Source organism: Streptomyces subrutilus, assembly GCF_008704535.1.
In the GTDB taxonomy this organism is placed as follows: Bacteria; Actinomycetota; Actinomycetes; order Streptomycetales; family Streptomycetaceae; genus Streptomyces; species Streptomyces subrutilus.
Genome location: NZ_CP023701.1, coordinates 296,196 through 323,163, shown reverse-complemented (window position 1 = coordinate 323,163; position 26,968 = coordinate 296,196). Strand labels below are relative to the sequence as shown.

Genomic DNA, 26,968 nt, shown 5'->3' with positions numbered 1-26,968 from the left:
CTCAGCTCGCGTCCGGGACGCTGATGATCTTGCCCTCCTTGTCGAGGGTGTGGGTGTTCCAGTACACGTCCCACTTGTCGTCGACCTGCTTGGGCACCTTGCCCGCGGGGTAGCGCGCGTATCCCGCCGGAGGCTCTTCCTTGTCCGAGAAGCAGGCCCCTCCCGTACCGCCCACCGTCAGGGCGGGATACTCGCCGCGGCTGCAGATGTCCTCCCTGTATTCGAAGCCGGCGCAGCCGGTGAGCACTCCGGCCGCGGCGGCGCTCACGAGGGTGGCCGCCGCGACGATGCGGACCCGTTCGCATCGGAGAGCGGAGGCGATCCGGTCGATACGGGGCGTGTCCATGTCTTCTCTCCCGTCGCTCGGTGTACCTCTACCCTCGCCTTCGAGAGGCTGCCGCGCCCTGAGTACCCGTACTCAGAGTGGCCGGACGATGTGCTCAGCATGCTGGGGCGGCCGCACCCCACCGAACAGCCCGGTCTCCTTACCGGCTTCTTGAAAGGGGCAGAGACGCCGTGGTGGGTTCGCTCCCCACCGCTCCTCGTCGTCCACGGCGAACTGTGCATCGGCCGAGGCCACTTGCGGTGGTCCGGACGGGCGCCACGGCTGACGGGATCCTCGACCGGGGTCACCGTCCCGGTCAGAGGGAAATGCGGTGGACCCGTCGGGTGCCTCCTCGGGCCGGCCGGCCGGCCACGCCGCTTCGAGCCGGGCTCCAGCCTTCCCCGTGATCGAACCGGGCCCTTGGTCGGGAACGGCTGGTTCGCCTCTTGCGGTCTCCGTGCCCTCAAGGCCACAATCCCAGACGGTCGCACCCCGCGTGGAGGCGTGCAATGGAGCCACGGGCGGGGACATGACGCGACGGCGGGACCGGCTGGAACGCGTGTTGGCGTCGGTGCTGGGAGCGGTGCTTCTGGCGGCCGGGCTGATCGCCGGTGGGGCGGGTCCGGCGGCTGCGGTGGTGGGCGGGACGGATGCTCCGGCGGGTGCGTACCCCTACCAGGTGTCCCTGCAGGTGCAGAGTTCAGGTCGCTGGAATCACACATGCGGCGGGTCGATCGTGGGCCAGCAGTGGGTGCTGACCGCGGCTCACTGCCTGGCAGGGCTGGTCGCCTCCCGCACCCGAGTGGTGGCCGGGGCGAACACCCTCGACCCCACCGGTACGGCGTATCCGGTGCGGGAGCTGATATTGCACCAGGGCTACGACAGAAACGCCCCCGGAATGCCGAACGACATCGGGTTGCTGAAGCTGAGCACTCCGATCGGCTACACACCGCTCATCCAGCCGATCGCCCTCCCGGCCCTGACCGATCCCATCGGCGGCAGCGCGACGCTCACCGGCTGGGGCCGGCTCAGCGGCAGCGGCCAGGCGCCCAACATCCTCCAACAGGCCGCCGTCACCATCCTGCCGGTAGGCGAGTGCCAACTGCGCTGGCCCGGCCAGAACATCAACACCACGCACGTCTGCACCTACGACAGGGCCGCCCACCTGTCCGCGTGCGAAGGTGACAGCGGAGGCCCGCTCGCCCAGTACGGCAGGGTGGTCGGCATCGTCAGCTGGGGCGTCGCCAACTGCAGCGGACAGTACCCGTCGGTGTTCACCAACGTCGGCGCCTACCGGACCTGGATCACCACCAAGACCGGCATCTGACCCCCCAGCGGCACCGGGCGACTTCGCCCCAGGACGCGGTCTCCACGCCGGCGGCGCCACCCGGCCGGGCATCGCCGCCATGCCCTGGCACCTCTGACCGGACAGCCCCACCCGCGGTCTACGAACGGGCCGCGAGCCGGGTTCTGGCTTCGGCCCACGAAACGGCCGCAGGTGGAGTTCCTGCCCGTCGGGGACGACTGGGGCCAGTACTGCAACGGTGTGCTACCCGAAGGGCGCGCCCCGGACCGGCATCGGGCCGAGCTGAACGGCAGGGCCTAGCAGGACAGGTTGCCGCCGGCGCTGACGCCGAGTTCGCGGGTGAACTTCTGGTAGAGGTTGATTCGGTCCTGGCGCTCATCGGGGTTCTTCCCGTTGCATTCGAGGTCGCCGTTGATGCTGCGGATCGTCTCGCCGAACCCTTTGTTGTGGACCATGGCGTCATGTGGGGTCATGCTGCCGGCGCCGCTCTGGCTGTTCCAGAACCAGAGCCCGGTCTTCCAGGCCACCGCGGAATCCCGCTCGACCTTGTAGGGGTCGTGCAGCAGGTCGAGGTGCAGGGCGTCTCCGGCTGCCTTGTAGTTGAAGTTCCAGCTCAGCTGCAGCGGCCCGCGACCGTAGTAGGCCTTGTCACCCGCCGGGCATCCGTACGGCTGGCTGCGGTCGCAGTAGTGCCCGTAGTTCGCCTTGTTCTGCTCGACCACGTACTTCAGCCCAGCGGTCTCATGACTCACGTTCGCGAGGAACGCGGCCGCCTCACGCTTGCGCGTCGTGGCGTCACCGGAGTTCGCGAACCCGGGGTACGCGCCGAGCGCCTGGGTCAGGCCGTTGTAGGAGTAGAAGGAGTTCCGGCCCGGGAACATTGTGTCGAACTGTGCCTGGCTGACCATGAACGATCCGGCGGCCGAGGCGGGCACTTCCGGCACCGCGGCCACCAGGCCGGCCAGGACGGCGGCCGTGCCCACCCCGGCGACTGCGCCGGAGCGGAAGCGGGTCCCGTAGCGGGACAGGTGACGAGACTGGGACATCTGCACTCCTTCGCCGGCGCGGTCCGCGCCGCTTGAGGCGCCGAGGGGAATCACCTCGGGTGACTGGAACCCCGAGAGGCGGGGGCCATGGCATAGTTTGATGCAGATTCATCACATTCCCAGTGAATTTGGTGATCTGTCACCCGCACGTTGGCTCTGCCGTCGGCCCGTTGACAGCCAGGTCCTCCCGGAGATCCGCCGCAATCCCTCTGTCCTGGAGTGTGGTGGCGATTGCGGCGATTGCGGCGATTGCCCGGTCCCTGTGGAAACGTAGGCGGATGCGGGGAACGCGCCCCGGCTGCCGACCCGGACGACCGCCCGGCCCGCGGCCCACTCGACCCACTGCTGGCATTCGGGCCACTCGGTGGCGAGCACGACGGCGTCGGCTTCGATGACCGACCCGGTCAGGTTGGCGGTGTATTCGAGTTCGGGGTTGCGCTGCATGGCGGTGGTGACGGCCTGCGGGTCGTGCACGGTGACGGCGGCGCCGGCCTTCTGCAAGCGGTGGCGAAGGCGAGCGCCGGGGACTCGCGGACGTCGTTCGTTCCGGGCTTGAAGGCGGCTCCCCACACGGTGATCGCGGTCCCGGCCACCGAGCGGGGCGCGAGCGCCTTCCTGACGAGGGCGAGTGCGACGGCCGTCCGGTCTGCGCGGACCGCGCGCAGGTGAAGCGGGCCATCGCTCAGGCCGAGGCATCGGGACTCACCGTGGAGACGGGTGGCTCTGCGCTCTCCACGGGCGGTGGACCCGGCGGCACGGCCGAGGTGATCGTCGTTTCGATCGCCGTCGTCCTGCTGATCACCTTCGGTTCGCTGGCCGCCGCCGGGCTGCCCCTGCTGACCGCCGTCGTCGGCGTCGGCATGGCCTCGATCATCGCCCTGTCGAGCACCCTCGGCCTGTCCGACACCACCGGGACCCTGGCGATGATGCTGGGTCTCGCCGTCGGCATCGACTACGCCTTGTTCGTGGTCTCCCGCTACCGGGAGGAGCGGGAGAAGGGCCGTACGCCGGATGAGGCGACCGCTCTGGCCGTCGGGACGGCCGGGTCCGCGGTGGTGTTCGCGGGGCTCACCGTGGTGATCGCCCTGGCGGGGCTGGGCGTGGTCGGCGTTCCGATGCTGACCGAGATGGGGATGGCCGCGGCGGGCGCCGTGGTGCTCGCGGTCGTGGTCGCGCTGACCCTCGTCCCGGCCCTGCTCGGCTTCTGGGCCAACGCCGTCATGGCGCGACGGGACCGACGAACCCGACGGGACGGCCAAGACGGGCAGGGCGACCGCAGGACCGCCCGCCTGCACGGCGTCATCGTGCTGGTGGCGGTGACCATCGTGGCGGTGGCGACGGAGCACACCGACGTCGTCACCTTGCTGCTCCAGACCGTCGGCCCGTTCTGCTGGCTACTGCTCCCCCTCACCGCGGGAGACATGACACGCCTGCGCCGCGCCTACATCCAGGCGGTGCAGGCCAGGGCCGACCATGCGGAGCGGACGAGGGAGGAAGAGGCGCGGCTGAGGGTCGCGGAGGAACGGATGCGGATCGCACGGGAGCTGCACGACATACTCGCCCACCACATGGCGCTGGCCAACGCCCAGGCCGGCACGGCGGCGCACCTCGTGCTCACCCACCCCGAGCAGACGCGGACCATCCTGACCGACCTGACCGGCACGACGTCGGCCGCGCTGCGGGAGCTGAAGGCGACGCTGGGCCTGTTCCGCCGGGACGACCCCGTCCCGCCCGCTCCACCCGCCGGACACACTCCAAGCATCCCGTCCGCCCCGAAAGCCGAAGCGAGTCTTCCCCTCGCGCCGCTCCCCGGCCTGTCCCGACTGCCCGAGCTGGTGTCGGTGTGCGCGTCCGCGGGGCTGGACGTGGTCGTCACGACGGACGGGGAGCGGCGCCCCCTGCTGCCCGGCGTGGACCTGACGGCGTACCGGATCGTCCAAGAAGCGCTGACCAACGTCACCAAGCACGCCGCCACCACGACCGCCCGGGTCCACCTCCACTACACGGACACCCGAGTGTGGATCACCATCACCGACGACGGACCCGCCAGACCCGTCACACCCTTGGGCGACGACACTGGCAAGGCCGGTTTCGGTCTGACGGGGATGCGGGAACGCGCCGCCTCCGTCGGAGGCGAACTACGCGCGGACCCCCGCCCCGAGGACGGCTTCGAGGTCACCACCGTGCTGCCACTGGGATGCCCGGCCCCCATGCCTCGGAAGGAGTGCCCGCATGACCATCAGAGTGCTGCTCGCCGATGACCAAGCCCTGCTGAGGGCCACCTTCCGCATACTGGTCGACTCCTGCCCCGACATGGAGGTGGTCGCGGAGGCGGCCGACGGCGCCGAGGCCGTCGCCCAGGCGCGCGCCCACCACCCCGACATCGTCCTGATGGACATCCGGATGCCAGGCACGGACGGCCTCGCCGGCACGGCGACGCTGTGCGCGGGCCCGGACCTGTCCGCCACCCGCGTCCTCGTCCTGACCACCTTCGAGACGGAGGAATACGTCGCCCAGGCCCTGCGCGCGGGAGCGAGCGGCTTCCTGGGCAAGGACGTCAGCGCCGACGCGCTCCTGGCGGGCCTCCGTACGGTGGCCGCCGGAGAGGCCCTCCTCACACCGGCCGCCACCCGCGCGCTGATCACGCGCTTCCTGATGACACCCGCCCCCGGCACGGCCCCGGCCACCCCGGAACGCCTCGCCGATCTGACCTCCCGGGAACGCGAGGTCATGGCCTTGGCGGCGGAGGGACGCTCCAACACGGAGATCGCCGGAACCCTGTTCCTGAGCCCCCTGACGGTCCGCACCCACATCCACCGGGCCATGTCCAAGCTCGGTGCCCGGGACAGAGCCCAACTGGTCGTGATCGCCTACCAGACAGCCCTGGTACACCCACCCCGCCGCCGCGTCCTCTGACCGACCAGGTGAACCCGCAGCCCACGAGCATCACCGGAACGCCTGCGCGGACCACGCCCATGCCAGTGACGCAGACGGGCTGGTTGCGAAGTACCCCCCCGGTGTACTTCCCATGGCCATGCCTGCTGGTCCTCGCCGACAGCGGCGCGGCCTCCGCACTGCCCCGGTACGTGATCCTCCGGCTGCCCGTCCTCCTCCCAGCGGGCATGAGCCTGCTGGCGGCCGCCGTGCTGCTGGGGGCGTCCGGCACAGCGGTCGCCATGGCTTCGACGCCTACGAGTGCTACCTGGAGAGCAGGGGGACACCGAGGCCGTTCTGCTCCCTGCCCGGCCCGCGGGAGAGAAGCCTGACGAGCTCCTCGTACGGGAAGGACGGCCTGCGAGCCGAGAACTACTGACCCGGCGAACGAGGCCGGCACCGACCCATCCTGCCCGGGCGCCGGACAGGTCGGCGCTACGCGACACATGACACAGAGGATGGCCGCCCGTCTCCTCGGCACGCTGGCCGGTGGGGGAGTGGAACATCTGGAACCTGGTGCGCCCACTGGGTCGGCCCGGGACGGCCGGCTCTATGTCCTCGCCGGGATGACGGGCAGCAGGAGCCGGGCGGGCCGGTGCGGTCCCCAGTGCAGGGTGCAGCGTCCTCGGGCCCGGGTTCTGTAGGAGGCGGGGAACTGTCCGGTGAGCGGGTTGCGCGGGGACAGCCAGCGGCCGGCGACCACCAGTCGGAGCTGCTCCCCCGAGCGGAACAGGGTCGAGGAGGCGCCGAGCGCGATGTCGACGGGAACGACCTCCCCCGCCGGGACGGGTTCGCGCACCAGACAGGCCGGCACCGGCTCGAAGGGCCGCGACAGGTCGGCGTCGAGCGCCCGCAGTGCGAGGTTCTGCCACCCGGTGGCGACGCGGTCTCGGCCGTACCCGTAGGAGCCCTCGAACGGGACGAACCGGCCCCCGCTCCATTTCTCGACGCCGACGACGAGATCCAGGTCGTCGGCGTCGTGGAGCTCCACGTAGAGCCGCAGTGCCATGGGACCGGTGAGTTCGGTGTCCTCCGTGACCGTCCAGCCGAACCGGGCGCCTTGCCGGCGGACATCGAAGGAGAGCGATCCCGGAGCCGTCGGCGGATCGACGGCGAGGCCCCCGGCCGTGAGGTACCCGGGGGTCCACCGGGTGCGCGCCAGAGGCCATGACTCCTCGTGCCGCACCTCCACCACGTGGTCGGCGCGGTCCCGGACCTCCAGCCGCACCCGGGGCAGCCGCGGCACGTCCCGACCCTTCAGGTGGCGTTCGAAGAAGCGCAGCTGGGCCGCGCGGGCTTCCTGGTCGTAGAAGACGGCCCACTTGCCGCCGCGGTGGGTGTACAGGTGCCGCTCCACGGAGGCGATCCGCTCGAATCCGGCGAACGACCCGCGGCTGTGGAGGTTGTTGTCGGAGAAGCTGCCGCAGACCAGCGCGGGCACCTCGATCGCGGACAGATCGGGATCGAGGGACCGGTACCAGGCGTCGACCACGGGCCGACGGGCGCTCTCCCGCCGGAACGAGTAGGTCTGCCGGACCTTCTTCAGACCGAGGTCCCACAGCCTGAGGAATCCGTCCTCCTCCACGCCGCCGGGGCGCAACAGCCCCCGGTAGGCATCCGTGAACCCCTCCCACGGCGCGATCGCCCTCAGCGACGGCGGCCGGGTGGACGCCGCCCGCCACTGCGTGAGCGCCAGATACGACACCCCGAGCATCCCGACGGCTCCGCTGCTCCACGGCTGGGCCCCGGCCCACTCGATCAGGTCGTGGACGTCCTCACCCTCCTGGGCCGACAACAGCGACCCGACGCCATCGGACGTGCCCGCGCCCCGCACGTCGCAGTTCACCACCGCGTAGCCCCGCCCGACCCACCACACCGGGTCGGGCCCCTCCCAGGTCGTGAGCGACGAGAAGACCAGGGGCCCGGTCTGGCGCATGGCCCGGTAGCGGAACGACAGCTTGGGCCGACCCGACGCGGTGAACTCGGGCAGGTCGTCCTTCCCATACGGGTGGGCGAAGAGGATCACAGGGACAGGCGTGTCATCCGGCGGCCGGTACACGTTGACCCGAAGGACCGTGCCGTCCCGGGTGACGACCGGGCAGTCGTTCTCGACGCGCACCCTGCCCGGTTCCGGGCGGTACACCGAGATGTCCGGCCGCAGCATCCCCGAAAGGCGGCCAAGAGCATACCGGCCCCGTCCCGGCCGGCTCCACGGCTTGTCGTGCCCGGCTTCGTCATCGCGGCTGCTGCTCATAGGACCGGCTTCCGTACCCCCGAGTCCCTGATCTGGCACTCAGGACAAACGATGGCAAGAGGTAGGGGCGTCGGCAACTCGGGGCCGCCGGGTGCGGAGGTCCGGCATTCGGCTCCGGAACGGACATCCGAGGCCGCCGCTACGGCGCGCTTTCGCGGCCGAGCCGAATCTTCTTGGCCGTGATGGCGACCCTGGCGTAGGACTTTCCCTGAAGCAACCGGAGCGGACGGGAGCGGATGGGACGGATGCCGACAGCGGGGTTCGAGGTCGTGGAGACGGCGCGCGGGGGTGTCGCGGGGGTGGTCCGGGGTGGGACGGTGTGCTTCCGAGGTATCCCGTACGCGGCGTCGCCGGTGCGCGAGCTGCGCTTCGCGCCGCCGCGGCCGCACCGGGGCTGGGCCGGGGTGCGGGACGGGGCGACGGCCGGGCCGTCGGTGCCGCAGGCCACCTCGCGCCTGGAGCGGGTGCAGGGCGTGCGGGTGCCCGACCGGGCCGAGGACGGGAGCCTGAGCGTGAACGTGTTCGCGCCGCGCGGGGCGATCGGTGAGCGCGCGGCGCGCGCGGAGCTGGTGTGGTGGCACGGAGGGGGCTTCACCAGCGGCAGCGGCGGCTGGGACGGGTATGACGGGGGCCGGCTGGCCGCGCTGGGCGACATCGCGGTGGTGAGCGCCACCTACCGGCTGGAGCCGTGGGGTTACCTGTACCTGCCCGAGGCCGGCGTGGCCAACCTCGGCTTTCAGGATCAGGTCGCGCTGCTTCGTTGGGCGGGGAGAACATCGCCGCGTTCGGCGGCGACCCCGACCGGGTCACGGTGGGCGGGCAGTCCGCCGGCGCGTAGTCGTCGCTGATGCTCGCCCTCGAACCCGACATCGGGCCCCAGGCGGCGCGGGTGCTGCTGCAGTCCGGCCCCTCCGGCCTGGTCCCGCAGGACCCCGGGCAGGCCACCGAACACGCCGTCCAGTTTCGGACACGATCTCCCGGACCTACGCCGCCGGAAACGATCGTTTGACGACAGGCACCACTCCTCCCCGAGCTCCGAAACCCGGAACGATTCGCCTGATTACTGAGGTTGCAGGCGGCGTTCGTCAGATCCCCACGACCCATACCGACAGCGTAGTGCTCGGCCCGCCCGGCCTCGAAAGCACGAAGGATCCCGACCGCTCGGGGCGGGGTCGGAGATACTGGCGGTCGCCCCGGTGGCGAGCTGGTCGTTCGGCCGTGGATTGTGGACGATGACTTGTGTGCACGTGTCGAGCGCTGTACCTGCGCCTGCCCACGGACCGGACCCCGTACTGGCTGGAGGCCGCTTGGCTTGCGTTCGGGGCTTCGCTGCACGCCGAGCAGCTGTTTGACGGCCGGGCCTTGGTCCTCGAGGTCGATGCATTTGCGTACCCAGGCGCCGACTTCCGCGCGGAGGTCGCTGCCCTCGCCCTCGACGGCTGGGTCCATCGTCGCTTCGCACTGACCCCCTGCGGCGCCTCGGTGACCTACGACAGGCACTCTCGCCGCTTCGCCTTCACCTGGCCAAGCCCGATCCCCCCTTCGCCGACGAGTTCCCGGCACCAGGCCCGGCTTGAGTTGCCGCGGCTGCTTGCCGATGCGGGACCACGGCGCCCGGACCTCCCTGACCAGTTGCGGAGCCGGTCGGTTCAGTGAGAACGGTCAAGGTTCCGTGAGACAGGACAGCACTCCGTCGCACAGGCCACCTTGAACAGAATCCTCACGAAACTCCCTCGGTCTCGCGGGCGTTGCAAGATGCCGGCGACTCTGACGTCCACTGGGGGAGCGGAGCCGTCCTGAGCGGCCCCCGGGGGGGCCGCCACCGTGCGCTTCCTGTGGCAGCCCCCGGGGGCTCGACGACAGCGGGTCAGGCCTGGCTCATCTCCTGGGTGAACTGCAGGATGACGAATTCGGCCGGCCGCACGGCAGCGAGGCCGGCCTTGACGATGAGTCGGCCCTCCGCGACATCGCCCTCCGACATCGTGATGCCCCTGCCGACCTGCACGAAGTACGCCTCCTGCGGGGTCTGGCCCACGAGGCCGCCCTGCTGCCACAGACCGTGCAGGTAGCTGTCCAGTGCGGAACGCACCCGCTCCCAGGTGGGCGCGCTGTTCGGCTCGAACACGGTGAAGCGCATCGCCCGCTTGATGTCGTCCTCGACCGCGTTGAAGAGGCGACGGATGGGAACGTAGCGCCACTCGCCGGTGTCGGAGAGAGTGCGTGCACCCCAGATCAGCACGCCCGCCTCGGGGAAGGTGCGGATGAAGTTGAGGTTGCGGTGGGCAGCCTGGTCGGCGTCGCCGGCCTGATGGAGCGGGCCGTCGACACCGCGCAGGGCAATGTTGGCGGGGGCCTTCCACACGCCGCGCTCACGGTCGACCGCGGCCCAGGCGCCGGCGACGGCACCGCTGGGCACGACCGGCTCGTCGTCCCCGCTCTGCCGAAGCCAGGGGAAGTACACCGCCGCGTACGGCCTGACCTCCTCGCCCAAGCCCCACGCGTCGATCGCCTCACCGGCTTGCTCGGGGGAGTGGTCGCGGGCGGTGTGCAGGACGGCCATCGCCTTGTTCTGGGCGGCCCAACCGGCGAGCGCGCGGGCCCACTCACCTGCCACCTGCGCGCCCTGGTCCCACAGGCCGGGAGCGACCAGGATCGTCACGTCCCCCAGCGCAGTCACCGCCTCCAAGGCCTCGGCGAGGCCGGATGCGGCGGAGCTGATCAGATAGCAGTGTCCGCCGCCGTTCTGGAAGTAGCTCTTGAGGACCGGGCCCAGAGCCTTGCGGACGTCCCCGTTGCCGTCTCCATCGGCCAGGGTGGCGAAGTCCAGCCAGCTGTTCACCCGCACCCCGCCCACGGGCACGCCGGCGAAGTCGCCGACGAATGCCGTCACCGCGGTCTGCCCCGATTGGACGGACAGGCTGAGACTGAACGTCTCCTCGATGTAGACGCCCGGATACCTGACGGAAGCTGTCATGGGACTCTCCTCCACTGTGGTGTGCACAACGCGGGTGATCATTCACCGGGACCGGACCACCCGGAGCTGTTTGCGTGTTCTGACCAACGCCACACCACACCTCAGGTAAGGGGCCCGGGTAGCGATCCTGGCATCGAGTGGACCCCCACTCCGGGAGGGCGGCGGAGACCAGCGCGAGGGCCTCGGGCACCGTGTCGGTAGGGTTGTGCAGACCGGTGCGCCGTGGCGGTGGGCCACGCAGATCAGGTAGCGGTTGCGCTCGGGGTCGGGGCAGTCGGTAAGCAGCCCAGCACGGCCCGGCCCGTGCCGACGTCGAGGCCGAACTCGACGTTGGTGATCATGGACGGCGGCGTCTTGAGGTCGCGGGGGATCCAGAAGAGGATCGCCGTGGCCGTGGCCGTGGCCGTGGCGCGGGCTTCGGTCTCCCAGTGGACCTGGGTCTCGTAGCGGTCTGCGCGGTCGCCGTTGCTGGATTCGGGGCTCAGGACGGTCAGCGTCTGGGGGCCGGTCCACTGCTCGGCGAGCACCCGCAGGGCCTGGGGCCTCCAAGACGGGACGGGGTTGCTCTTGTCCGGGGTGGGTCCGGCGGGGAAGACGGACGGCCTGGCCGGGATGGGCTCGCGGGCCATGACCAGGGTGGTGAACGGGTTGCATCACATTCACATGAGGATGACGCCGGACCCACGGCTGCACCGCCACGGGCTTTCAGCTGGCATCGGGCGTCTCCGCGGCGGTCTGCTGGCTGATGAGCGGGTGCGGATTGCGCGTTGCGGGCCAGCGGCGGTAACGCTCGCGAAGCCACTGGTCGAGGAGGCTGACGGTGACCTCGTCAAGGTGGACGACGCGCAGCCCGTGGCGACGTCTGATGAGTAGGCGGCTCCGGCTTTCCGACGGGTCGTCCACGAGGATGCGGGTGAGTGCGCGTTGGTCGACCGCGTGGTTCGCGACGAGAGCCACGGCCAGGCGATCAGCGGCCCCGGTCGCGCGGTCGATGAGCCCGGCTCCCATGTTGCTGGGGAGCGTCCGCGGCGGCCGTGAGGGCCGTGAGGCACAACGCTGCCACGGGTGGGGTCGCGCAAGGTGGTCTTGTTGCGCTTGAGCGAGATGCTGCGTAGCGCCATCCCCAGGTGGCGTGCCGCCTCGCCCACTTGAGCTTCCATTGCGGCGTCGGCCGGGGTCACCTTGCGCAGTGTTCGGTAGCGTCGCCCCCACTCGACCAGGGCCGGGTGGGCGTAGGTGAGGCAGTTCCTGATCGTGGCGTAGCGGGGGTGGGGCCGGCCGTTGCGGCCTTCCCACCGCAGCAGCACGACCCACTCTTTGATCTCTGGGACGATGCTGGACAGCAGGCTGGCGATGATGCGGTGCGAGGCATGGTCACGTGGCTCGCTTCGGCGCGCGGTGTCGGGGATGCCCAGGCCGTTGTGGGCCAAGAATCGCGGCACCTTGAGGGCCCGCGGTCCCACTTCGTTGAGGAGCCTGATGTCCTGCCCGGGGATCGGGGCCGCTATCGAGCACGGCTTGGTCCTCCTGTCGGCTCGCGGACGTGGCTCGTCCGACAGCCAGGTGCGCCGACCGAAGCCCGTCCGCGCCCGCAGACGGCGACCCCATAGGGACGGGGCGATGCGCCGGAGGTCGGGAATGGCCGCGACATACAATCGCAGTGAGGGTGAAGCGCCAAGCCGAGAGTTCGGCACCGGTGTGAGGAAGGGGTCAGGATGTTCGGTCGGAAGAAGAATCGCAACGATCTGAAGCTCGACGATCTGATGGCGCAGCTCAGGCCCGACCTGAGTCGGGAATCGCTCGGCGTCGGGCCCGACTTCCCGGGCATCGCCCCGAACCCGCTCCTGAGTAGTGATGCACGGAAGCGCAATGCGGAACTGCGTACGGGGGTGCTTGCGCTCGGTGTTCTCGTCAACTGGCGGGAGGTCAGCAGCGACGGTAGTCCTCGCGTGGTCCTGATGTTCGACGTGGAGGCCGTGGGCGGCATCTCGTTCCGCGGTATCGCAGACGAAGACCTCACGATCACCGAGCTCACCCGACTCGCCCCAGGACAGACGTTGCCCGTGCGCTACCGGCCGGCCGTCATGGACCACTACGTCGCCCTTGCCCGGGACGCGGACCCCGCCCATGTGCAGGAGCTCTCTGACGAGCTCGCGAGCCGCAAGCGGACCTGACCCGAAGCCATTGGCCAGATACCCAGGCCGTGTCTGGGAAAGGTTGAGGGTTCTGGCTGGAACTCTGGTCCCGAGTCGCGTTTTCAGTCGCTTCCGGATGCTCAGTGGTCTGGCCGGCGCCGACCTCGTCACAGTGGCTCGCTTGCTCCATGACGCAGCGTCTGAGCGGGGCTTTCTCGACACCCACTTGCTGGCCCGCCGCACGTCGAAGCCATCGGCGGTGCGGATCACAGGTTCTCGCCTGCCACCGGCTGCCGGTGGGCGAGGGCCGGGAGTTCCGCGGCGAGTTCCGGCGCGGACAGGATGGTTCGGGCGATCAGCGGTGTGCGCAGGGTGGGCTGGTCGAGGCTCTTGCTCGCGTGTTGGAGAACCCAGCCTAACCGCCATGCCCGGGTGCGGTTCTCGATCGTCTTGGCGCCGGTCAGGATCGCGGTGGTCCAGGCTGCTTGATGCTGAGTCCGCGGATCCAGTCGTCCTCGGGCAGGGTCGCTCTGCTCATGCGGCCCACCCCCGCGCGGCCGTGCCCGGACAGTCGGCCCGGCGGCCGTTAAGGGACGGCACGGTGACGTGCTGGCTGGGCGCGAGGGCCGGGCGCCGGTGTCCTTGCCGTCGTAGAGGGCGGCATCGGCGGACCTCTGGAACGCGGCCAGGTCGCGGGAGCCGACCGAGGCCGGGGCCGCGGCGCCGACCGAGGCGGCGCCGTCGACGGCGCGATCATCGTCCAGGGTGACCGGGATGTGCAGCATCCGGACCAGCTGCTCCAGGCGCTGCTCGCGGCGGTCGGAGGGCAGCTCCAAGGTTACGGCGAACTCGTCGTCCCCGAGCCTGCCGATCGCTGCGCGCGGGCCCGCCCAGGCGGTCTGCGGCTCGAACGCTCCCTCCCGATCCCGCGGCACCTCGATCTCCACCAGGCCGACATCCGTGACGACCATCTTGGAGCGTTTCCCGTTCCTCGAGTTGCCGCCGTTCTTGCCCGCCGGATCGTGCCGGTCATAACCGAGATGGTCCGTCATCTCGCCCTCGAGGGCGGACTCCAACAGCCGCTTCGTCAGTTGCTGGAGCAGACCGCCCTCGCCCGTCAGCTGCAAGCCTTCGGCTTGGGCCCGGGCCACGAGCTCGTTCAGGAACCGGTCATCGACAGCCGCAGACGAGGCCCCCGCCTCAAACGCTCTGGCTATGTTCTCGCTGGTCACAGGTGCAATCCTCCATGATCGGAGTTACACCGTTCCTTTTACAGCCCCCCGCGGCCTGGAGCGTGATAGCCGTGCTGTTTGCGGGGGCGACGGTGTGGGCCGGGGCTGCAGGGCTCGTGCGGCTGGGTCTGGCCGGAGATGAAGTCCGGGTTCGTCTTTCGCAGTGCCAGCGTGAAGGCGGAGGTCGAAGAGCAAGCTACGTCGAGTGCTCCGGTCAGCTGGTGGATGACGTGAGCACGGGCACCGTGAGGGTGCGTCATGACGCCAAGGAAGGGGAGGTAGTGTCCGCCGCCAGGACGCCGTGGGGAACTCTTGAGGTTGTAGGCAAGAGCTTCACGTCGTGGGGGACGGCAGTTTAGCCCCCGCTGCTGCCTCTCGGGGCTGCGGCGTTGACTGCCTACCTCGCCTTGCGATCCGGTCGCCGCGGAAAGAGGCAGCCGGCATCGAGAGCCTCGTGAGTCTTGGAGCTAGGGGCTATGCCACGTCCGTGTCTCGTTCGATGGCTTTGAGGCGGTTCTTGAGCCGGCAGCTTGGTCCGTTGATGGAGATCACGTCGCAGTGGTGCAGGAGCCGGTCGAGGATGGCCGTGCTGAGGACTTCATCGCCGAACACCTGCCCCCATTCAACTGGGGCTGGCACTTGTTCCTCGGGGAGAGGATGCCCTGTGACCTGGCCGTTTCAGGGGTCTGCGTGTCTCTTTGCATGTCTTGCTGACAATCAGATCTTCAAGGGCTTCCACCGGTTTCTGCAGGCCCGTAAGGCCGTCCAGATCGAGGCCGCGTTCGGGGTACGGCTGGTCTGCCCGGTGGACGAGTTCTACGCCTCACGGCATGTCGGCGACGACTTCCCGGCCCAGTTGACATCCATCACGCGACCATGACCATGGACGGCTACTCGACGTCACCACCGACTACGGGCCAGAGCCGTTCTCCTTGCAGTCCCTCATGCCGGGCCCGCAGGCCGGGAGCTCCATTGCGGAGCCACCCATGTAGGTAGTGGGGGCAGGTCTCCGCCGGTCGTTACGCGGCGGGGCCTGCCCCGGTGAGCAGGCCGCCGTGCGTCCGCTACTTGTCTCTCGGTCCGATCTCTACCAGCTTTGCCTTCTGGAGTTCCGAGAGGTGGTTCACGATCTCCTTGGTGAGGTTCTCGACCGTCAGGCCCTGTTCGCCGTATGCCTGATAGAGGCGGATACCGAACATGATCGAGGTGGGGTCGCCCGAGAAGACGGGCTGATTCTCCTTCACGTCGACGGCGCTCGCCGCCCCCAGCAACACCTCGGGACTGAATCCGGCCGCCGTGCCCACGTAGCCGTAGTGCACGTTGGACCAGAAGTCGTCCCGTATCCACAGAACGGTGCCGGGAATGTTGGCCGAGTCGTTTTCCTTGCCGCGGTTCATGCCCATGATCTTCTCTTTGTGGTCCCACGGGCCCTTGGTCTTGACGTACTCCTTCCAGGCGGCCATCGCCGCCGCCTTGTCGGCGTACCAGTTCGGCTTGACCCACCTCGTCACGCCCTGGGGCCTGTTGAGCTCGGCCATCCTCTGCACAGGGCCGGAGCGGGAGTTGACGGACATCTCCCGGGCCATGAAGGCCGCGATCTCGTTGAAGGGCTCGGGAGCCCGGCCGGTGGGGTCGACCAGCTTGACGGGGTTGTTGTGCGCGTAGGTGTAGGCGGCGAGGTTGCGGGGTTCGGAGATTCCGCCCGCAAGCTTGGTGTCGAGGTACTCCGGCAGGGCCGGGTCGGCGCTGGCCCACAATTGGGTTCGCGGGTTGTAGTAGCGGGCGCCGTGGTAGCTGAGGCCCGTCTCGCTGTCGAGTTCCTTGCCGGTGTACTGGTACGGCGTGTCCGCCTGCCCGGTGCGTTCCTCCACCCAGGTCTCTCCGGACGCGAAGTACTCCAGGTGCTCGGTCACCGCGCCCGTGTTGTCCGTGACGTACCCGGACGACCCCAGGTGGTCGGTGTGGTAGAACGACCGGTCGTTCTCGACTCCGCCCGCGACGGTCTTGGTCGTCAGGCGGCTCTCGCCGATGAAGACGTGTTTGTACCCGGTGCCGTCACGCTCGCTGTAGTTCTGGTTGGGGTACAGCGCCAGGCTTTCGCCGTTCTTGACCACGCGCTCGCCCGCCGCGTCGTACACGTAGGACACGGTGGCGTCCGCGCAGCCCGCGGGACCCTGCTCGACTGTCGCGGCCGTGGTGTCCTGGTTGCAGGCGAGGCGGTTCTCCTCGTCCCATACGTACTGCCTGTGCATGTCCGCCGCGGCGGTGTTCCCCGTGGCGGTGAGGTTGCCGTTGGCGTCGTAGGCCTGGGTGATCGGGCCGACCCGGCTCGGTGCGTGCGGCTTTGCGCCGCCGTATGTGTAGGCGTAGTCGTAGCTCGTCCTGTCCTGCACCTCGGCCGCGTTCGCCGGGTCGTCGATCGGCTCGATCGGCCCGGGGGACTGGGCGCCGGCCGGGAAGGCCGCGACGCCGCCGGTGATCTCGTGGCGCTGGGACTTGCTCGTCATGTTGTGGAGGGAGTCGTAGCCCAGCGCCAGGGTGTACTTGTTGACCTGGTTGTTCTTGTCCGTGTACTGCCCGGACGCCGACGTCAGCCGGTTCAGGTCGTCGTAGCCGTACGTCTGGGAGCTCGGGCCGCCGATCAGTGCGCTGCGCGGCGCGGAGTTCGCCAGCGCGGTGACGTTGCCGACGTGGTCGTAGGTGTAGTCCAGGTCCTGGAACGTCGTTCCGGAGGGTGCGGCTGACTTGAGCGATGCGAGCCTGCGGTCCTCGGCGTTGTACGCGTAGGTCGTGCGTACCCCGTTGCCGGTCTCCTGGAGGGTCTTCTGACCGAATTTGTCGTAGTCCAGCCGTTCCAAGTAGGTGTAGTCGCTCCCGGCCTTGACCCCGGTCGCCCGCGTGACCTGGCCACCGGAGTCGTAGCCGTAGGTGAGAACCTCGCCGTCGGGGTAGGTCAGCTGCAGCACGCGGTTGAACGTGTCGTAGCGCCACGCGGTCGTGTAGGTGCGCGGTGCCCCGCCGGTGGCGGTGATCGTGCGCGTCTCCCTGGTCAGCTCGCCCAGCGGCCCGTAGCCGCGGGTGGTCGTCCCGGCCGCGTCCCGGACCTCGGTGATCCGCGACGCGGCGTTGTCCGCCGCGCCCGGGGCGCCGTAGGAGTAGGTGACGTTGTTGGCCGGGAAGCTCGGGTAGCGGACGGCCTTCACCCGGTCGTAGTCGTAGTCGTACTCGATGCTCCGGCCGGCGGCCCGCAGGTTCGCGGTGATCTTCGCCGTGACGTTGCCGGCCAGGTCGTAGCGCGTCTCGGTCCGGCCCGCGTCCGGGTTGTCGAACACCGTGCGCCGCCCCAGGCCGTCGTATGCGGCGCGTGTGACGTTGTCCTTGTCGTCGGTGACGGCCGTGACCCGTCCCAGCGGATCGTTCGCGTAGCTGGTCCAGACCGCCGACGAACCGCTGAGCTCCTTCACCGCCGAGGTCGTGTCCCGGACTCCGGTGTAGATGCGGCGCTGCTTGCCGTTGGCATCGGTCACCGTGTTCTCGAAACGCGTCGTACCGGCCCGGTCCAGCCCGAATCCGTACCCGTTGGTCGTGCTGGCCCCGTCCGGACGCACCGTCCTGACCGGCCGGTCCAGCACGTCGAACGAGACCTTCGTCGGGGCCACCGTGTCGAACGCGGCGTTGAGCTTGGTGTTCGCCGCGCCCTTGGGCTCGGTCACCGGATAGTACGTCTCCGTCGTGCGGCCGAGGAAGTCGAACTTCAGCCGCCCGGACACCGTCATCACCTGCTGCGGCGCAGTCCCCGGCGACGCGGCGACCGACGCGTCCTTCTTGGTCTGCAGCGCCCGCTTCAGACCATCGCTGAACGTGACGGTGTCGATGGTGTCCGCCCGGACGCCGCCCGCGTCGCGGTCCAGGTTCTTCGTCGTCGCGTACGGGACGGCCGCCTCGGGGTGGTACTCGAAGTCGATGGTGATCTTGCCACTGCCCGCCTCGTACGGGCCGGTGACCGAGGCCGGCCGGCCGAAGCCGTCGTACGTCATCGACAGCGGCTGGTCGTTCTGGTCGGTGCTCCGTTCCGGCAGGCCGTACTTGAGGTTGTGCGTGGAGGCTGACCGGTACCCGAAACTGTCCACGACGGACTCCACGTGCACGCCGACGACGGTGTCGTAGCCGTACTCCAGCTTGTACCGCTGTCCGGACTTGTTCGCCGGACGGGTCACCGACCGCAGGTTCCCGTCCGGGTGGTACGCCAGGTCCGTGACCGCGATGTCGGTGGGGGTCGCGTACTCCCTGATCTGCCGGAGCGCCCCCGTCGCACAGTCCACCGAGGCCTCGCGGTGCCGGAGCGGGGTGTCGGTCGCGGTCGCGCGCTGGGACACGGCCCGGGCCAGTCCGACCAGGTTGCGGTCCCGGCACGCCTGGTCGGACGCGGTGTACTCGAACTCGGTCTGGACGTCGTCCTCGACGCCGTCGTCACCGGCGTCGAACGATCCCGTCAGGTTGCCGTAATCGTCGTAGGCCATCACGGTGTGCGTGGTCTTCGCTGGTGCCCGCGCACCTTCGTGGAACTTCTTGTCCACCCGGGTCAGCCGCGGGAACACCGACGCCGTGGTGCCCGCCGGATCGGCCGTGGTGCCGGTGGCGATGTCGTGGAGCTGATAGCTGTTGACGGTCTCGGTGAACGGTCGGCCCGCGCCGTCGCTGATGAGAGTGCGGGCGAGCAGGCCCTTCGTATAGACGCTGTCGGTCCTGTACTCGTCGCTCACCGACCGGTAGAGGGCGTCGCCCGCACCGGGATCGCGGACCTCCGAGACGACCGTGCCGAAGCCGCGGAACTCGCGCTCCAACCGGTCGTACGTGCCGTTCTCGTAGCGGTAGGTCGTGAGCTGGTCGTCGGCTCCGTCGCCGGTCTGCCCGTCGAAGACGGTGGTGCGGGACAGGACCCAGCGACTCTCGGGCATGGCCTGGCTGTTGCCGGTACGGGCGTAGTCGAGGGCGATCCGCGCGCCCATGGGGCGCGACACCGCGCGCAGGAGGTTGGTGCGCCCGGTTGTGTTGGTGGCGACCAGCATTTCGTTGTCGCGGGTCGACTTGACGTGATCGGCGAGGCCGTCGCCGTTGACGTCGCGCAGGGTAGTTTCGGCTCGGCTGATGCCGGTGGACACGCTGGCGCCGGGGTTGAAGACGAAAACGCCGACGGGAGTGGGCAGGCCGACGGTGAAGTAGACGCCCGCGCCGAGACTGGCGTTCTTGTCGACGGCGATCTCGGGGAAGCTGCCGCGGAAGGGCGTGGGCGCGGTGAAGCCGGTGCCGGTGTTGACCGAGACCTTGATCGGGTTGGCCCCGTCGGTGAACACCCGGTCGGTGAGGCCGTCGCCGTTGACGTCGATCATGCTCGCGTTGGTGAGCGAGGTTCCGAGCTCGGCCGAGACACCGCCCGCGAAGCCGTAGCGGTCGACGTTGAACCCGAGGTTGACGCCGACGTTGCGGGTGGACGCGTCGTTGATCGGTCCGGCCGACCAGGGTTCGCGGGCGGCGAAGGAGTAGCCGAGGTTCAGCTGGGCGTCGCCGCCCGCGAACACCTTGTCCGGCAGCCCGTCCCCGTTGATGTCGATCAGGTCGACACGGGCGTCGGACTCGCCGCCGCCGAGGCTGCCGCCGATGCCGAGCGAGGGTTGGACCGAGCCGGTGGTTGCGGTGTTGGCGCTGGTGCCCGCGTCGGGTGCGGCCATGCCCAGAGCGCTGGCGATGGTGGCGGTCTCGCTGCCCGCGGAGAGCGAGACGTTGCCCGAGACGTTGTCCGCCTCGCGCACGTTGCCGCCGAGGGTGCCGCGCGTGGCGCCGAGCGCGCCGGTCATGTCGGTGAACTGGATCTCCTTGGCGCCCACAACGTCGGGGTAGCCGTCGCCGTTGAGGTCGAGGTAGTCGACCGAACCCGCGGTGATCCCGCCGACCACGGTGCCGCCGAACGGGCCCGCCGCGAGGGTTGCCGAGACCTGGCCGGTGACACCGCGGCGCATCGCCGTCCGGTCGCCCGCCACGTCGGCGTCGGTGACGATGTCGATGGTGTCCGCGCCGAGGCGGGAACTCGTCGCCATCGCGGCGGTGATCCAGGAGGAGTCGTCCTGAGCGGCCCAGCCGCCTTTGGCCGGCACGGGGGCGAACACCGCGAGCCTGGGCATGGTGAGCCGGGGATTCGCGGTGAACCCCGGGACGTCCGTTTCCTTGGGCTCCTTGGGAAGTGCGTCCTTGAAGCTCTGGTCCAGCGTGAGTTCGGCCTGCTTGAGCGGTTGGGTGGCGCGGTCTCGGTTGCCCTGGTAGCCGATCACGCCCCAGCCGCGGTAGGGCTGGGCGAAGGCGCCCTGGCCGACGGAACCGTGCATGGCGCTGGGCGCCGGGGTGAAGGCCGGCCAGCTCGATGTCACGTCGTAGGTGACCGAAGCGGACTGCTCGACGAGCGTGGCGAGCAGCGCGGTCTCGGTCGTGGAGTAGTCGATGTAGAGCTCGTCGCCGGAGGTGACCGGCACGGTCAGATCCAGGTTCGGGCCGCCGAAGAAGGTGTCCTTGGCCTGGAAGATCCGTTTGCCGAGCAGCTGCCCGCCGCGCTTCTTCACCGTCAACGCGATCTTGGAGTCACCGAGGAGGCTGAAGTTGAGGGACACCTTCGGCCGTACCTTGAGCTGGCCGGTCTTGGTCGCCTTGTAGGACTGCTGCGGCGCGGTGAGGGTGTCCGCCGGGTACATGGTCTGGTCGTACGGCGGGGTGATCACCATCGTGGGATCGCCCGCGGCGTCGACGACCGACTCGACCCCCTGCGCGGCCGTGTAGTACGCCTTCGGCGCCCAGCTCACCGCCGAGGCGTCGATCGGGGAGTCGGTCTTCAGCTTCCAGGACATCTTCTCGAACATGCTGACCGGAATGTTCAGGTCGATCGCGGTGGTGCCGGTCGACGCGGCGGGCAGAACCTTTCGGAACACCTCCGCGGGGGCGTGAACGCCGTTGCCCTTCTCGATCACGACGGTCACATCGTCCGAGGTCGTCTTGGACTTGACCACGTCACCGGTCAGCCGCAGCGTGCCGTTCACCGGTACGGTCACCAGGGACGGCCTGCCGCCGAAGGTGAAGTCGGTCGACGCGCGGAACACGGTGTTCGCCAGCCCGTTCGCGTCCGTGCCGGCCGGCAGGTTGGTGTAGGTGATCGCCGGGTCCCACGCCACGGTGTCGTACTTGCCGTCCAGGACGGACTGCGTGCGGAAGTAGAGCGCGTCGCCCTTCTTCACCGGAACGGACGCCACATTGCCCGGGGCGAACTCGCTGTGGTCATCGGGGCCGATCCGCTGCGCCCAGAGTTCGGTGTCCTTGTGCTGGATGGTGACCCGCACGCCGTCGGCCTTGGTGTAGGCCGCCCGCGCCGGGGAGGGGTCCTGGGTCAGCTGCACGCGGCCGTCCACGCGGACGTTGCCGTCGAAGGGCGCGACCCAGCGGCGCACCGAGTCCAGCAGCGGAGAGTTGTCCACCTGCTGGTTGAACTGCGCGGTCTGATCACCGACGATCTCGCCGGTCACCGAGCCGCCCCCGATCGGCGCCGGGGTGCGAGTGGAGTCCGCGCTGTAGGCGGGCTGCCCGTGGGCGTCCAGGTAGCCGAACAGCACGCCGCCGTTGTTCACCAGGTCGGCTATGCCGTCGCCGTTGACGTCGCTGAAGAACCGGTCCGAGGTCGTTGTGGTACCCACGAAGTCCAGCTGGGCCGAGGTGGTGAGGACGTATGACTCGACGCCGATGGTGCCGGACAGCGTCCGCTCGGTCGAGATCCCCGGAAGGTCGGTGAGCTTGATCGGCGTGTCGCCGAACTTCGGCTCACCACCCGGCGTGGCCAGATTGGGCCGGTAGAACACGTCGTTGTTCTTGCGGAACACCTTGTCGGGCAGGTTGTCGCCGTTCACATCGGTCAGCGTCGACAGGCCGTCGGACTGGCCCGCGCTGAACCCGACCTTCAACCCGACGGAACCCTCCTTGGCCGGAAGCCCCTGCACGTTGTAGCCGGCGAACAGGTGCGCGCCGAAGCCGGCCGACGTGTTCGCCGAGATCGCGCTGGCCTCGCCTTCGCGGATGTTCACCCCGAGGTCGTCATCCGGCACCGCCCAGCCCTTGGCGTCGGCGAAGGCGTTGTAGTTGCCCGACTGGTCACGCACGTCGTCGAAGTAGTCGAACGTGTGGGTGTTGAACAGCTGGTTTTCCTCACCGAACTGAGACACCGACTGCAGCAGCGTCTTGGAGAACGCGCCGGTCCGGTAGTTCAGCTCGTAGGCGCGGATCAGCTGGTCGTCCAGCTTGACCTCGACGCGCCGCAGCAGGTCGGCGGTGACCTTCTTGAACCCGTACCGGGCGTCGATCCGCACGTCCGGCCGGCGGGGCTCGCCGCGCTCACGGTCCCGGATGAACGTCACCGAGTACCTGCCGTCGGTGTCGCCGCGACCGGTGTAGGTGATCTTCTGCGGGTAGAGGTCGCTCCCCGGCACCGCGGCGCCCGCCGTGCCGCCGTCAGCCACCTTGGCGTACCGGTAGCGCATGATGTTGTCGTTGCCGTCGCGGATCTCCCGCGCCGCCCATGTGGCGACTCGGCCCGCGCCGTCGATCAGGGTGCTGTCAGCCGTGCCGCCGAAGACCGTGCGGACACCCTGCTTGTCGGTGACCTCCCACCAGTAGTTCGTGGGGCTGTCGCCGTGGCGCACGATCCGTTCGAAACGGCCTTCCACGCGGGTGTGGAACACCTTCTCCGCGGTGCGCGTCCGCAAGGCGCTCCGGTGCGCCACCGGGGTCAGCTGCTCGCCGCCCAGCAGGTAGGTCTCTGTCTCCAGGCCGGCGTCGTAGCGCGGCACGCCCCACCGCGTGTCGACCGTGACCATCGGGGTGGCGAGGTCCCACCCGACGCCGAGCCACCCGTTCGCCCCCGACGAGTTGTAAGTGACGGCCAGCTTCGGCTCCAGGTCCGCGCGGCCTTTCGGCACCTCCAGGGCGTACGACAACCGCGCGTCTCCGCTGCTGTTCGCCGAGGGCGCCTCGACCAGGTTCACCCTGGAGCCGGGGTCGGCCGCCTTGACGTCCTTGATCTGGTTCGGGTTGAAGGACGTGCCCTCGGGGTGTTCGGGGCTCCGCACCGCGGAGTCGGCACCCGCCCGCGCTCCCGCCGTCGTGCCCCAGCCCGGCTGCACCAACCCCAGCGCCGGCACTACGAGGATCAAGATCACCAGCAGGTTCTTGGCACGCAATCGAGCCGCCGCGAGGACAGTCATCCCCGACCCCCTATGAAACCGAGTTCGACCTGGGACAGGGCGCTTCCCGTGGAATCCTGGCCGGTTGAGCCACCTCGGTCACCGCCGGTTACCGTCGGTAAACGTATAGGTGCACGGAGATCGAAGACAAGGTCGATTATTAGACTCGCACCGGACGGGGTCGAACGGACACCACTCAGCCAGGACCAGCCCCTTTGGTGGGTTCTTTTTTCGGCTGGTGCTGTGACCGGGAAGGTTCGCCGGGTTCGGTGGTCAGGCCGCGGTTTGTGGTGGTCTGCCGCCCCGGCCGATGCCCTTCTCGCTGCGGACGCGGGCGCGTTCGCGTCGTTGGGCCGCGAGGGCGTCGTGGTGGCGGGTGCCCTTGCTCCGTCAACGCAGGTGGGGGTGTGGGGCCCGTGTCTGGACGGTGCGGCCGGGGTGGTTCGAGTTGCCAGGGTGAACTGCCGTAGCGGTCCGAAGTGAGCCTCGATGGGACCCGCCCAGGCCGCCGTGGAAGTAGGTCGAACCTGCTCAATGTTCCCATCGAGAGGCCTCGTCAACATGACGCCTGGTTTCGTGAGGTGTCTCCGGTGAGTGCGCCCACCCACCCGGGTGACCCGGCCGACCGTGGCCTTACGGCCGGAGGGCCAGCCCCGCTACAACCCGGGGCGTTGCATGCGCCCGGCCGCAGCGTTGCCCCCGAGACCGTAGAGGTGGTTGGGGCAGCGCGTCGTCCGCGGGCATCCGGGGGACGAGTTCCCAGCCGACGTCTTCGCCGGTCGTGCCCCGGCCGGTGTCACTGCTGCTCACGGCGATACCCCCCCCGTTGCTGTCCGGATCTTCCTGGCGGTGCTCACGGTATGGACCGGCAGGCGGATCGGTCAGGGGGTGCGGCGCCCCATCGCATCGCGATGATGGTGGCGTCGTCGCGGTAGCCGAGGACGTCTTCCTTCGCGGCGGCGGTCAGGGCGTCGGCCAGGGCCTGGGGGTCGGTTTCGTGCCGCGCGCAGAGCGTCACCATCGTCTGCCGGTCGACCTGGTCGACCTGGTCGACCTGGTCCGAGATGCCGTCGGAGAGCAGGAGGACCAGCGGGATGTCCTCGGGGACTTCGATCTGTCGGCACGTTGCCGCGCAGGCCCGGGCGAGGCCGAGGCGTGACCAGTTGTCGTGGGCCGCCGCGATCTCCACCGGGACGCCCCCGTTGCGGCGCAGCCACTGGCCCATGGTGGCGTCCGTGGTCACCTGCACGAGGGTGGTGCCGTCCCAGGCGTAGGCGCGGCAGTCCCCGAGCCAGTGCACGGCGGTGGGCCAGCCCGGCTCCATGCACACGTACACCGCCGAGGCATGCGGCGGCACCTCGTACGCGTGCGCCATCTGCCCGGCCGTGATCAGCCCGGCCAGCCCGCCCAGGGCCATGCCCAGGTGGGTCATCACCGCGGGCGCGATCGCCGCGTACCGGACCACGTTCTCGTGATGCCCCGCCCCGTCGACCACCGCCGCGCACACCTTGAGCCCGCGGCGCTGTACGTCGAGGCCGTCTGCGCACGGCGGCTCCGTCCCCGCCCGCTGGGCCAGCCCACCTCCACCGTGCCGGTCCCCGCCGCGCGCTCGACCGTCTGCGTCATGTCTGTCTCCTTCGCCCCGGCGCACGGGCGAGGCCTCCGCCCGCCCGCACCTGTATGCCGGTCGGGAATCAAAAGCGCGGAAAATGCGGTCACTTCACGAAACCGGGGCTGGTGAGGCTCGTGGGACGGCCGGGCCCGGCTGGCGGCGGCCCCGCAGGCACGCCCAAGGCGTGGCGGCGAGAATGGATCCCCGTCCTCAACGGCACCGGCCGCCAGATCCAACACGGCGACGTCCCGGTCATGCTCACCAACGGCCGCATCACCGCCAACACCACCGCCTTCGCGAAGGACCAACGCCTTCACCTTGTCGACCGTCACCCTCTCACCGGAGGTCCGGGGTGCCGACGGGCTTTCTGGACGGTCGACCTTGCCATTGCCCGCGGAAGAGGTCCTCTGGGGTGGCTGCGTCGGCGCAGAGCTTGACGGTGCGAGAGGTCATGCGGAGTCGGCGCCCGATTGCCCTCCGGCTGGATCCGGCGGCCAGCAGTTCGTGGATGTTCGTGTGCTTGGCGCGGCTGCTACAGGGACGCAGCCGTGGCCCGGGCGTACGCCGTCGCTTCCCGGCGTCACCCGGTCCGTGCGCATGCCGGATCCGGGTGCTCCTCCCCGCTGGGAGCCGGCTCTGCGGCTCTCAGCGGCGAGGTGGTCGGCGTGCGGCCGTCACACCCGGGGGACGACCGCACCCGGTGTCTTCGGCCGAGGGACGGCGCGGGGCACCGGTGGCGGTGGGTCACGGTGTTCCGTGGGCTCCGTTCGCGCAGGGGCTTCCCACGCCGAAGGTCCCGCCCGTCCCTCCGATTCCGCCGTGGAAGAGGAGGCCGCCGGTGGCGTTGCCGCCGGCGCCGCCGATACCGCAGGCGCCGTCGGCGCCGGCACCCGACTTGGCGCCGCCGTTGCCCCCGTCACCGCCGTTGCCGCCGGAGTTGAGAACGCCTCCAGAGCTCAAGCCGCCCGCCCCGCCGATCCCTGCGGCACCACCCGGGTAGGCGCCACCGGAGCTGCCATTGCCGCCGTTGCCGGCCTTGCCGCCCTTGCCGCCGTTTCCGGCGCTGTTGATGCCGCCCGCGCCGCCGTTACCGCCCGCGCCACCGCCGTGGCCGGTGCCGCCGTTGCCCGCCTTGCCCCCCGCCCCGCCGTTGGAGCCCCCGGCGCCGCCGAGGCCCCCGCGGCCACCTGCGCCGGCGTTGGCGCCGGAGCTGCCGCCGGAGCCCCCGGCGCCGCCCGAACCCCCGTGGGTACCCGGACCGCCCGCGCCGCCCGCGCCGCCCGCACCGGTCAGTCCGCCTGCCGCGCCGGTGCCGCCGTTGCCGCCCGCGGCGCCGTTGGGGCCGCCGTTGCCACCGAGAGCACCTGCTCCGCCGGAACCACTGCCCAGGCCGGCACCGCCGTTGCCGCCGGCACCGCCGACCCCGCCCAGAACACCGTTGCCGCCGGGACCCCCCGCACCGCCGGCGCAGTCCCCGGTTCCGGTCGCGGGCCCGCCCGCGGTGCCGGGAAAACCGTTGGGATGGGAGGAGTTGCCATTGGCACCCGCGACGCCCGCGGTGCCGGCGGTGCAGGCGAGGGCGGAGGCCGCGGCGGGAGAGCCGAGGAAGAGTGTCGCGCCGGCGAAGAACGTGGGCAGGGCGAGGAGAGCGGCGGTCTGGTTCCTGTTCATGACGGGGTTTCCTCAGACTCAGGTAAAGCGCGGGTCAGTGCGGGTCACTGCATCAGGCCGGTGCGGAAGCAAGGGGGGAGTATTCGTTCCCTGAACCGGTTTCCCTGCCGCGTGCCGGCAGGCAGTGGGTGAAAGTCGGGACTGCTTCCAGTGGGCAGGCAGGTCCTGCTCGTCATCGGCGGTCAGGTCACGGCGGGCGGCCGCCCGCCG

At 70.0% G+C, this 26,968-nt stretch carries 16 protein-coding genes and 5 pseudogenes; 7 read left to right on the top strand and 14 right to left on the bottom strand.

The genetic code is table 11. The annotated features are described in order from the left end of the window. Position 1: 1 nt before the first annotated feature. Positions 2–346, bottom strand: coding sequence for an SCO0607 family lipoprotein (locus CP968_RS01435; RefSeq protein ID WP_150516243.1), 345 nt, complete (start codon positions 344–346; stop codon positions 2–4). Between the two features lie 508 nt (positions 347–854). On the opposite strand from CP968_RS01435, the gene CP968_RS01430 reads away from it, so the two are divergent. After that, entirely contained in the window at positions 855–1,652 is a 798-nt protein-coding gene (locus tag CP968_RS01430; protein ID WP_150516242.1) for a serine protease, read from the top strand. Positions 1,653–1,927: 275 nt separating this feature from the next. On the opposite strand, the gene CP968_RS01425 is transcribed toward CP968_RS01430, so the two are convergent. Both CP968_RS01425 and CP968_RS01420 read right to left on the bottom strand, forming a co-directional pair. Beyond that, complete coding sequence (locus CP968_RS01425) at positions 1,928–2,677, bottom strand: chitinase (RefSeq protein ID WP_150516241.1); 750 nt, start codon at positions 2,675–2,677, stop codon at positions 1,928–1,930. A 111-nt stretch (positions 2,678–2,788) separates the two neighbouring features. Continuing rightward, complete coding sequence (locus tag CP968_RS01420) at positions 2,789–3,373, bottom strand: UDP-glucose/GDP-mannose dehydrogenase family protein (RefSeq protein WP_244330566.1); 585 nt, start codon at positions 3,371–3,373, stop codon at positions 2,789–2,791. Between CP968_RS01420 and CP968_RS33940 the strand changes: the two genes are divergently transcribed. Continuing rightward, positions 3,343–4,938, top strand: a complete 1,596-nt coding sequence (locus CP968_RS33940) for an MMPL family transporter (protein WP_167536739.1) — start codon at positions 3,343–3,345, stop codon at positions 4,936–4,938. The genes CP968_RS01420 and CP968_RS33940 overlap by 31 nt on opposite strands. Next, the gene (locus CP968_RS01405; protein ID WP_150516240.1) at positions 4,910–5,593 is read left to right on the top strand and encodes a response regulator transcription factor; all 684 of its coding nucleotides are present in this window, start codon (positions 4,910–4,912) and stop codon (positions 5,591–5,593) included. The genes CP968_RS33940 and CP968_RS01405 overlap by 29 nt, the downstream gene beginning before the upstream one ends. Before the next feature lie 568 nt (positions 5,594–6,161). Here CP968_RS01405 and CP968_RS01400 read toward each other — a convergent pair. Further along, positions 6,162–7,775, bottom strand: coding sequence for a CocE/NonD family hydrolase (locus CP968_RS01400; RefSeq protein WP_208835966.1), 1,614 nt, complete (start codon positions 7,773–7,775; stop codon positions 6,162–6,164). Positions 7,776–8,110: 335 nt separating this feature from the next. Here CP968_RS01400 and CP968_RS35515 point away from each other — a divergent pair, with 335 nt between their 5' ends. Further along, the gene (locus CP968_RS35515) at positions 8,111–8,713 is read left to right on the top strand and encodes a carboxylesterase family protein (RefSeq protein ID WP_425282243.1); all 603 of its coding nucleotides are present in this window, start codon (positions 8,111–8,113) and stop codon (positions 8,711–8,713) included. Positions 8,714–9,732: 1,019 nt separating this feature from the next. Here CP968_RS35515 and CP968_RS01390 read toward each other — a convergent pair. The 3 genes from CP968_RS01390 to CP968_RS01380 form a co-directional block, all read right to left on the bottom strand. After that, positions 9,733–10,839 carry a phage tail sheath family protein gene (locus CP968_RS01390; RefSeq protein WP_150516238.1) on the bottom strand — a complete coding sequence of 369 codons (1,107 nt, stop codon included), beginning with the start codon at positions 10,837–10,839 and terminating at the stop codon, positions 9,733–9,735. 242 nt (positions 10,840–11,081) lie between these two features. Continuing rightward, entirely contained in the window at positions 11,082–11,468 is a 387-nt protein-coding gene (locus CP968_RS01385) for a nucleoside 2-deoxyribosyltransferase domain-containing protein (protein ID WP_244330565.1), read from the bottom strand. A gap of 76 nt (positions 11,469–11,544) precedes the next feature. Next, a complete protein-coding gene (locus CP968_RS01380) occupies positions 11,545–11,847 on the bottom strand; it encodes a hypothetical protein (protein ID WP_150516237.1) in 303 nt (100 codons plus the stop codon). 707 nt (positions 11,848–12,554) lie between these two features. Between CP968_RS01380 and CP968_RS01375 the strand changes: the two genes are divergently transcribed. Together CP968_RS01375 and CP968_RS34540 are read left to right on the top strand one after the other, a co-directional pair. Beyond that, positions 12,555–13,013 (top strand): hypothetical protein, encoded by a 459-nt coding sequence (locus CP968_RS01375; protein ID WP_150516236.1) that lies wholly within the window; start codon positions 12,555–12,557, stop codon positions 13,011–13,013. Positions 13,014–13,122: 109 nt separating this feature from the next. Continuing rightward, positions 13,123–13,215 (top strand): annotated as a pseudogene (locus tag CP968_RS34540) (SAM-dependent methyltransferase); the annotation flags it as partial. Positions 13,216–13,240: 25 nt separating this feature from the next. Here the strand turns inward: CP968_RS34540 and CP968_RS34535 are convergent. The 3 pseudogenes from CP968_RS34535 to CP968_RS01360 all read right to left on the bottom strand — a co-directional run. Further along, positions 13,241–13,798, bottom strand: a pseudogene (locus tag CP968_RS34535) (hypothetical protein); the annotation flags it as partial. Between the two features lie 75 nt (positions 13,799–13,873). Then, positions 13,874–14,137, bottom strand: a pseudogene (locus CP968_RS34530) (transposase); the annotation flags it as partial. Between the two features lie 543 nt (positions 14,138–14,680). Next, positions 14,681–14,830 (bottom strand): annotated as a pseudogene (locus CP968_RS01360) (ATP-binding protein); the annotation flags it as partial. 40 nt (positions 14,831–14,870) lie between these two features. Between CP968_RS01360 and CP968_RS34345 the strand changes: the two are divergent. Continuing rightward, entirely contained in the window at positions 14,871–15,086 is a 216-nt protein-coding gene (locus CP968_RS34345; protein ID WP_208835965.1) for a hypothetical protein, read from the top strand. 184 nt (positions 15,087–15,270) lie between these two features. On the opposite strand, the gene CP968_RS01350 is transcribed toward CP968_RS34345, so the two are convergent. The 4 genes and pseudogenes from CP968_RS01350 to CP968_RS33935 form a co-directional block, all read right to left on the bottom strand. Then, positions 15,271–23,496, bottom strand: a complete 8,226-nt coding sequence (locus CP968_RS01350; RefSeq protein ID WP_150516235.1) for a SpvB/TcaC N-terminal domain-containing protein — start codon at positions 23,494–23,496, stop codon at positions 15,271–15,273. 252 nt (positions 23,497–23,748) lie between these two features. Next, a pseudogene (locus CP968_RS34525) lies at positions 23,749–23,984 on the bottom strand (IS630 family transposase); the annotation flags it as partial. A gap of 344 nt (positions 23,985–24,328) precedes the next feature. Next, the gene (locus tag CP968_RS01340; RefSeq protein ID WP_229886797.1) at positions 24,329–24,970 is read right to left on the bottom strand and encodes a SpoIIE family protein phosphatase; all 642 of its coding nucleotides are present in this window, start codon (positions 24,968–24,970) and stop codon (positions 24,329–24,331) included. A gap of 861 nt (positions 24,971–25,831) precedes the next feature. After that, positions 25,832–26,758, bottom strand: coding sequence for a hypothetical protein (locus CP968_RS33935; RefSeq protein ID WP_167536738.1), 927 nt, complete (start codon positions 26,756–26,758; stop codon positions 25,832–25,834). Positions 26,759–26,968: the final 210 nt, after the last annotated feature.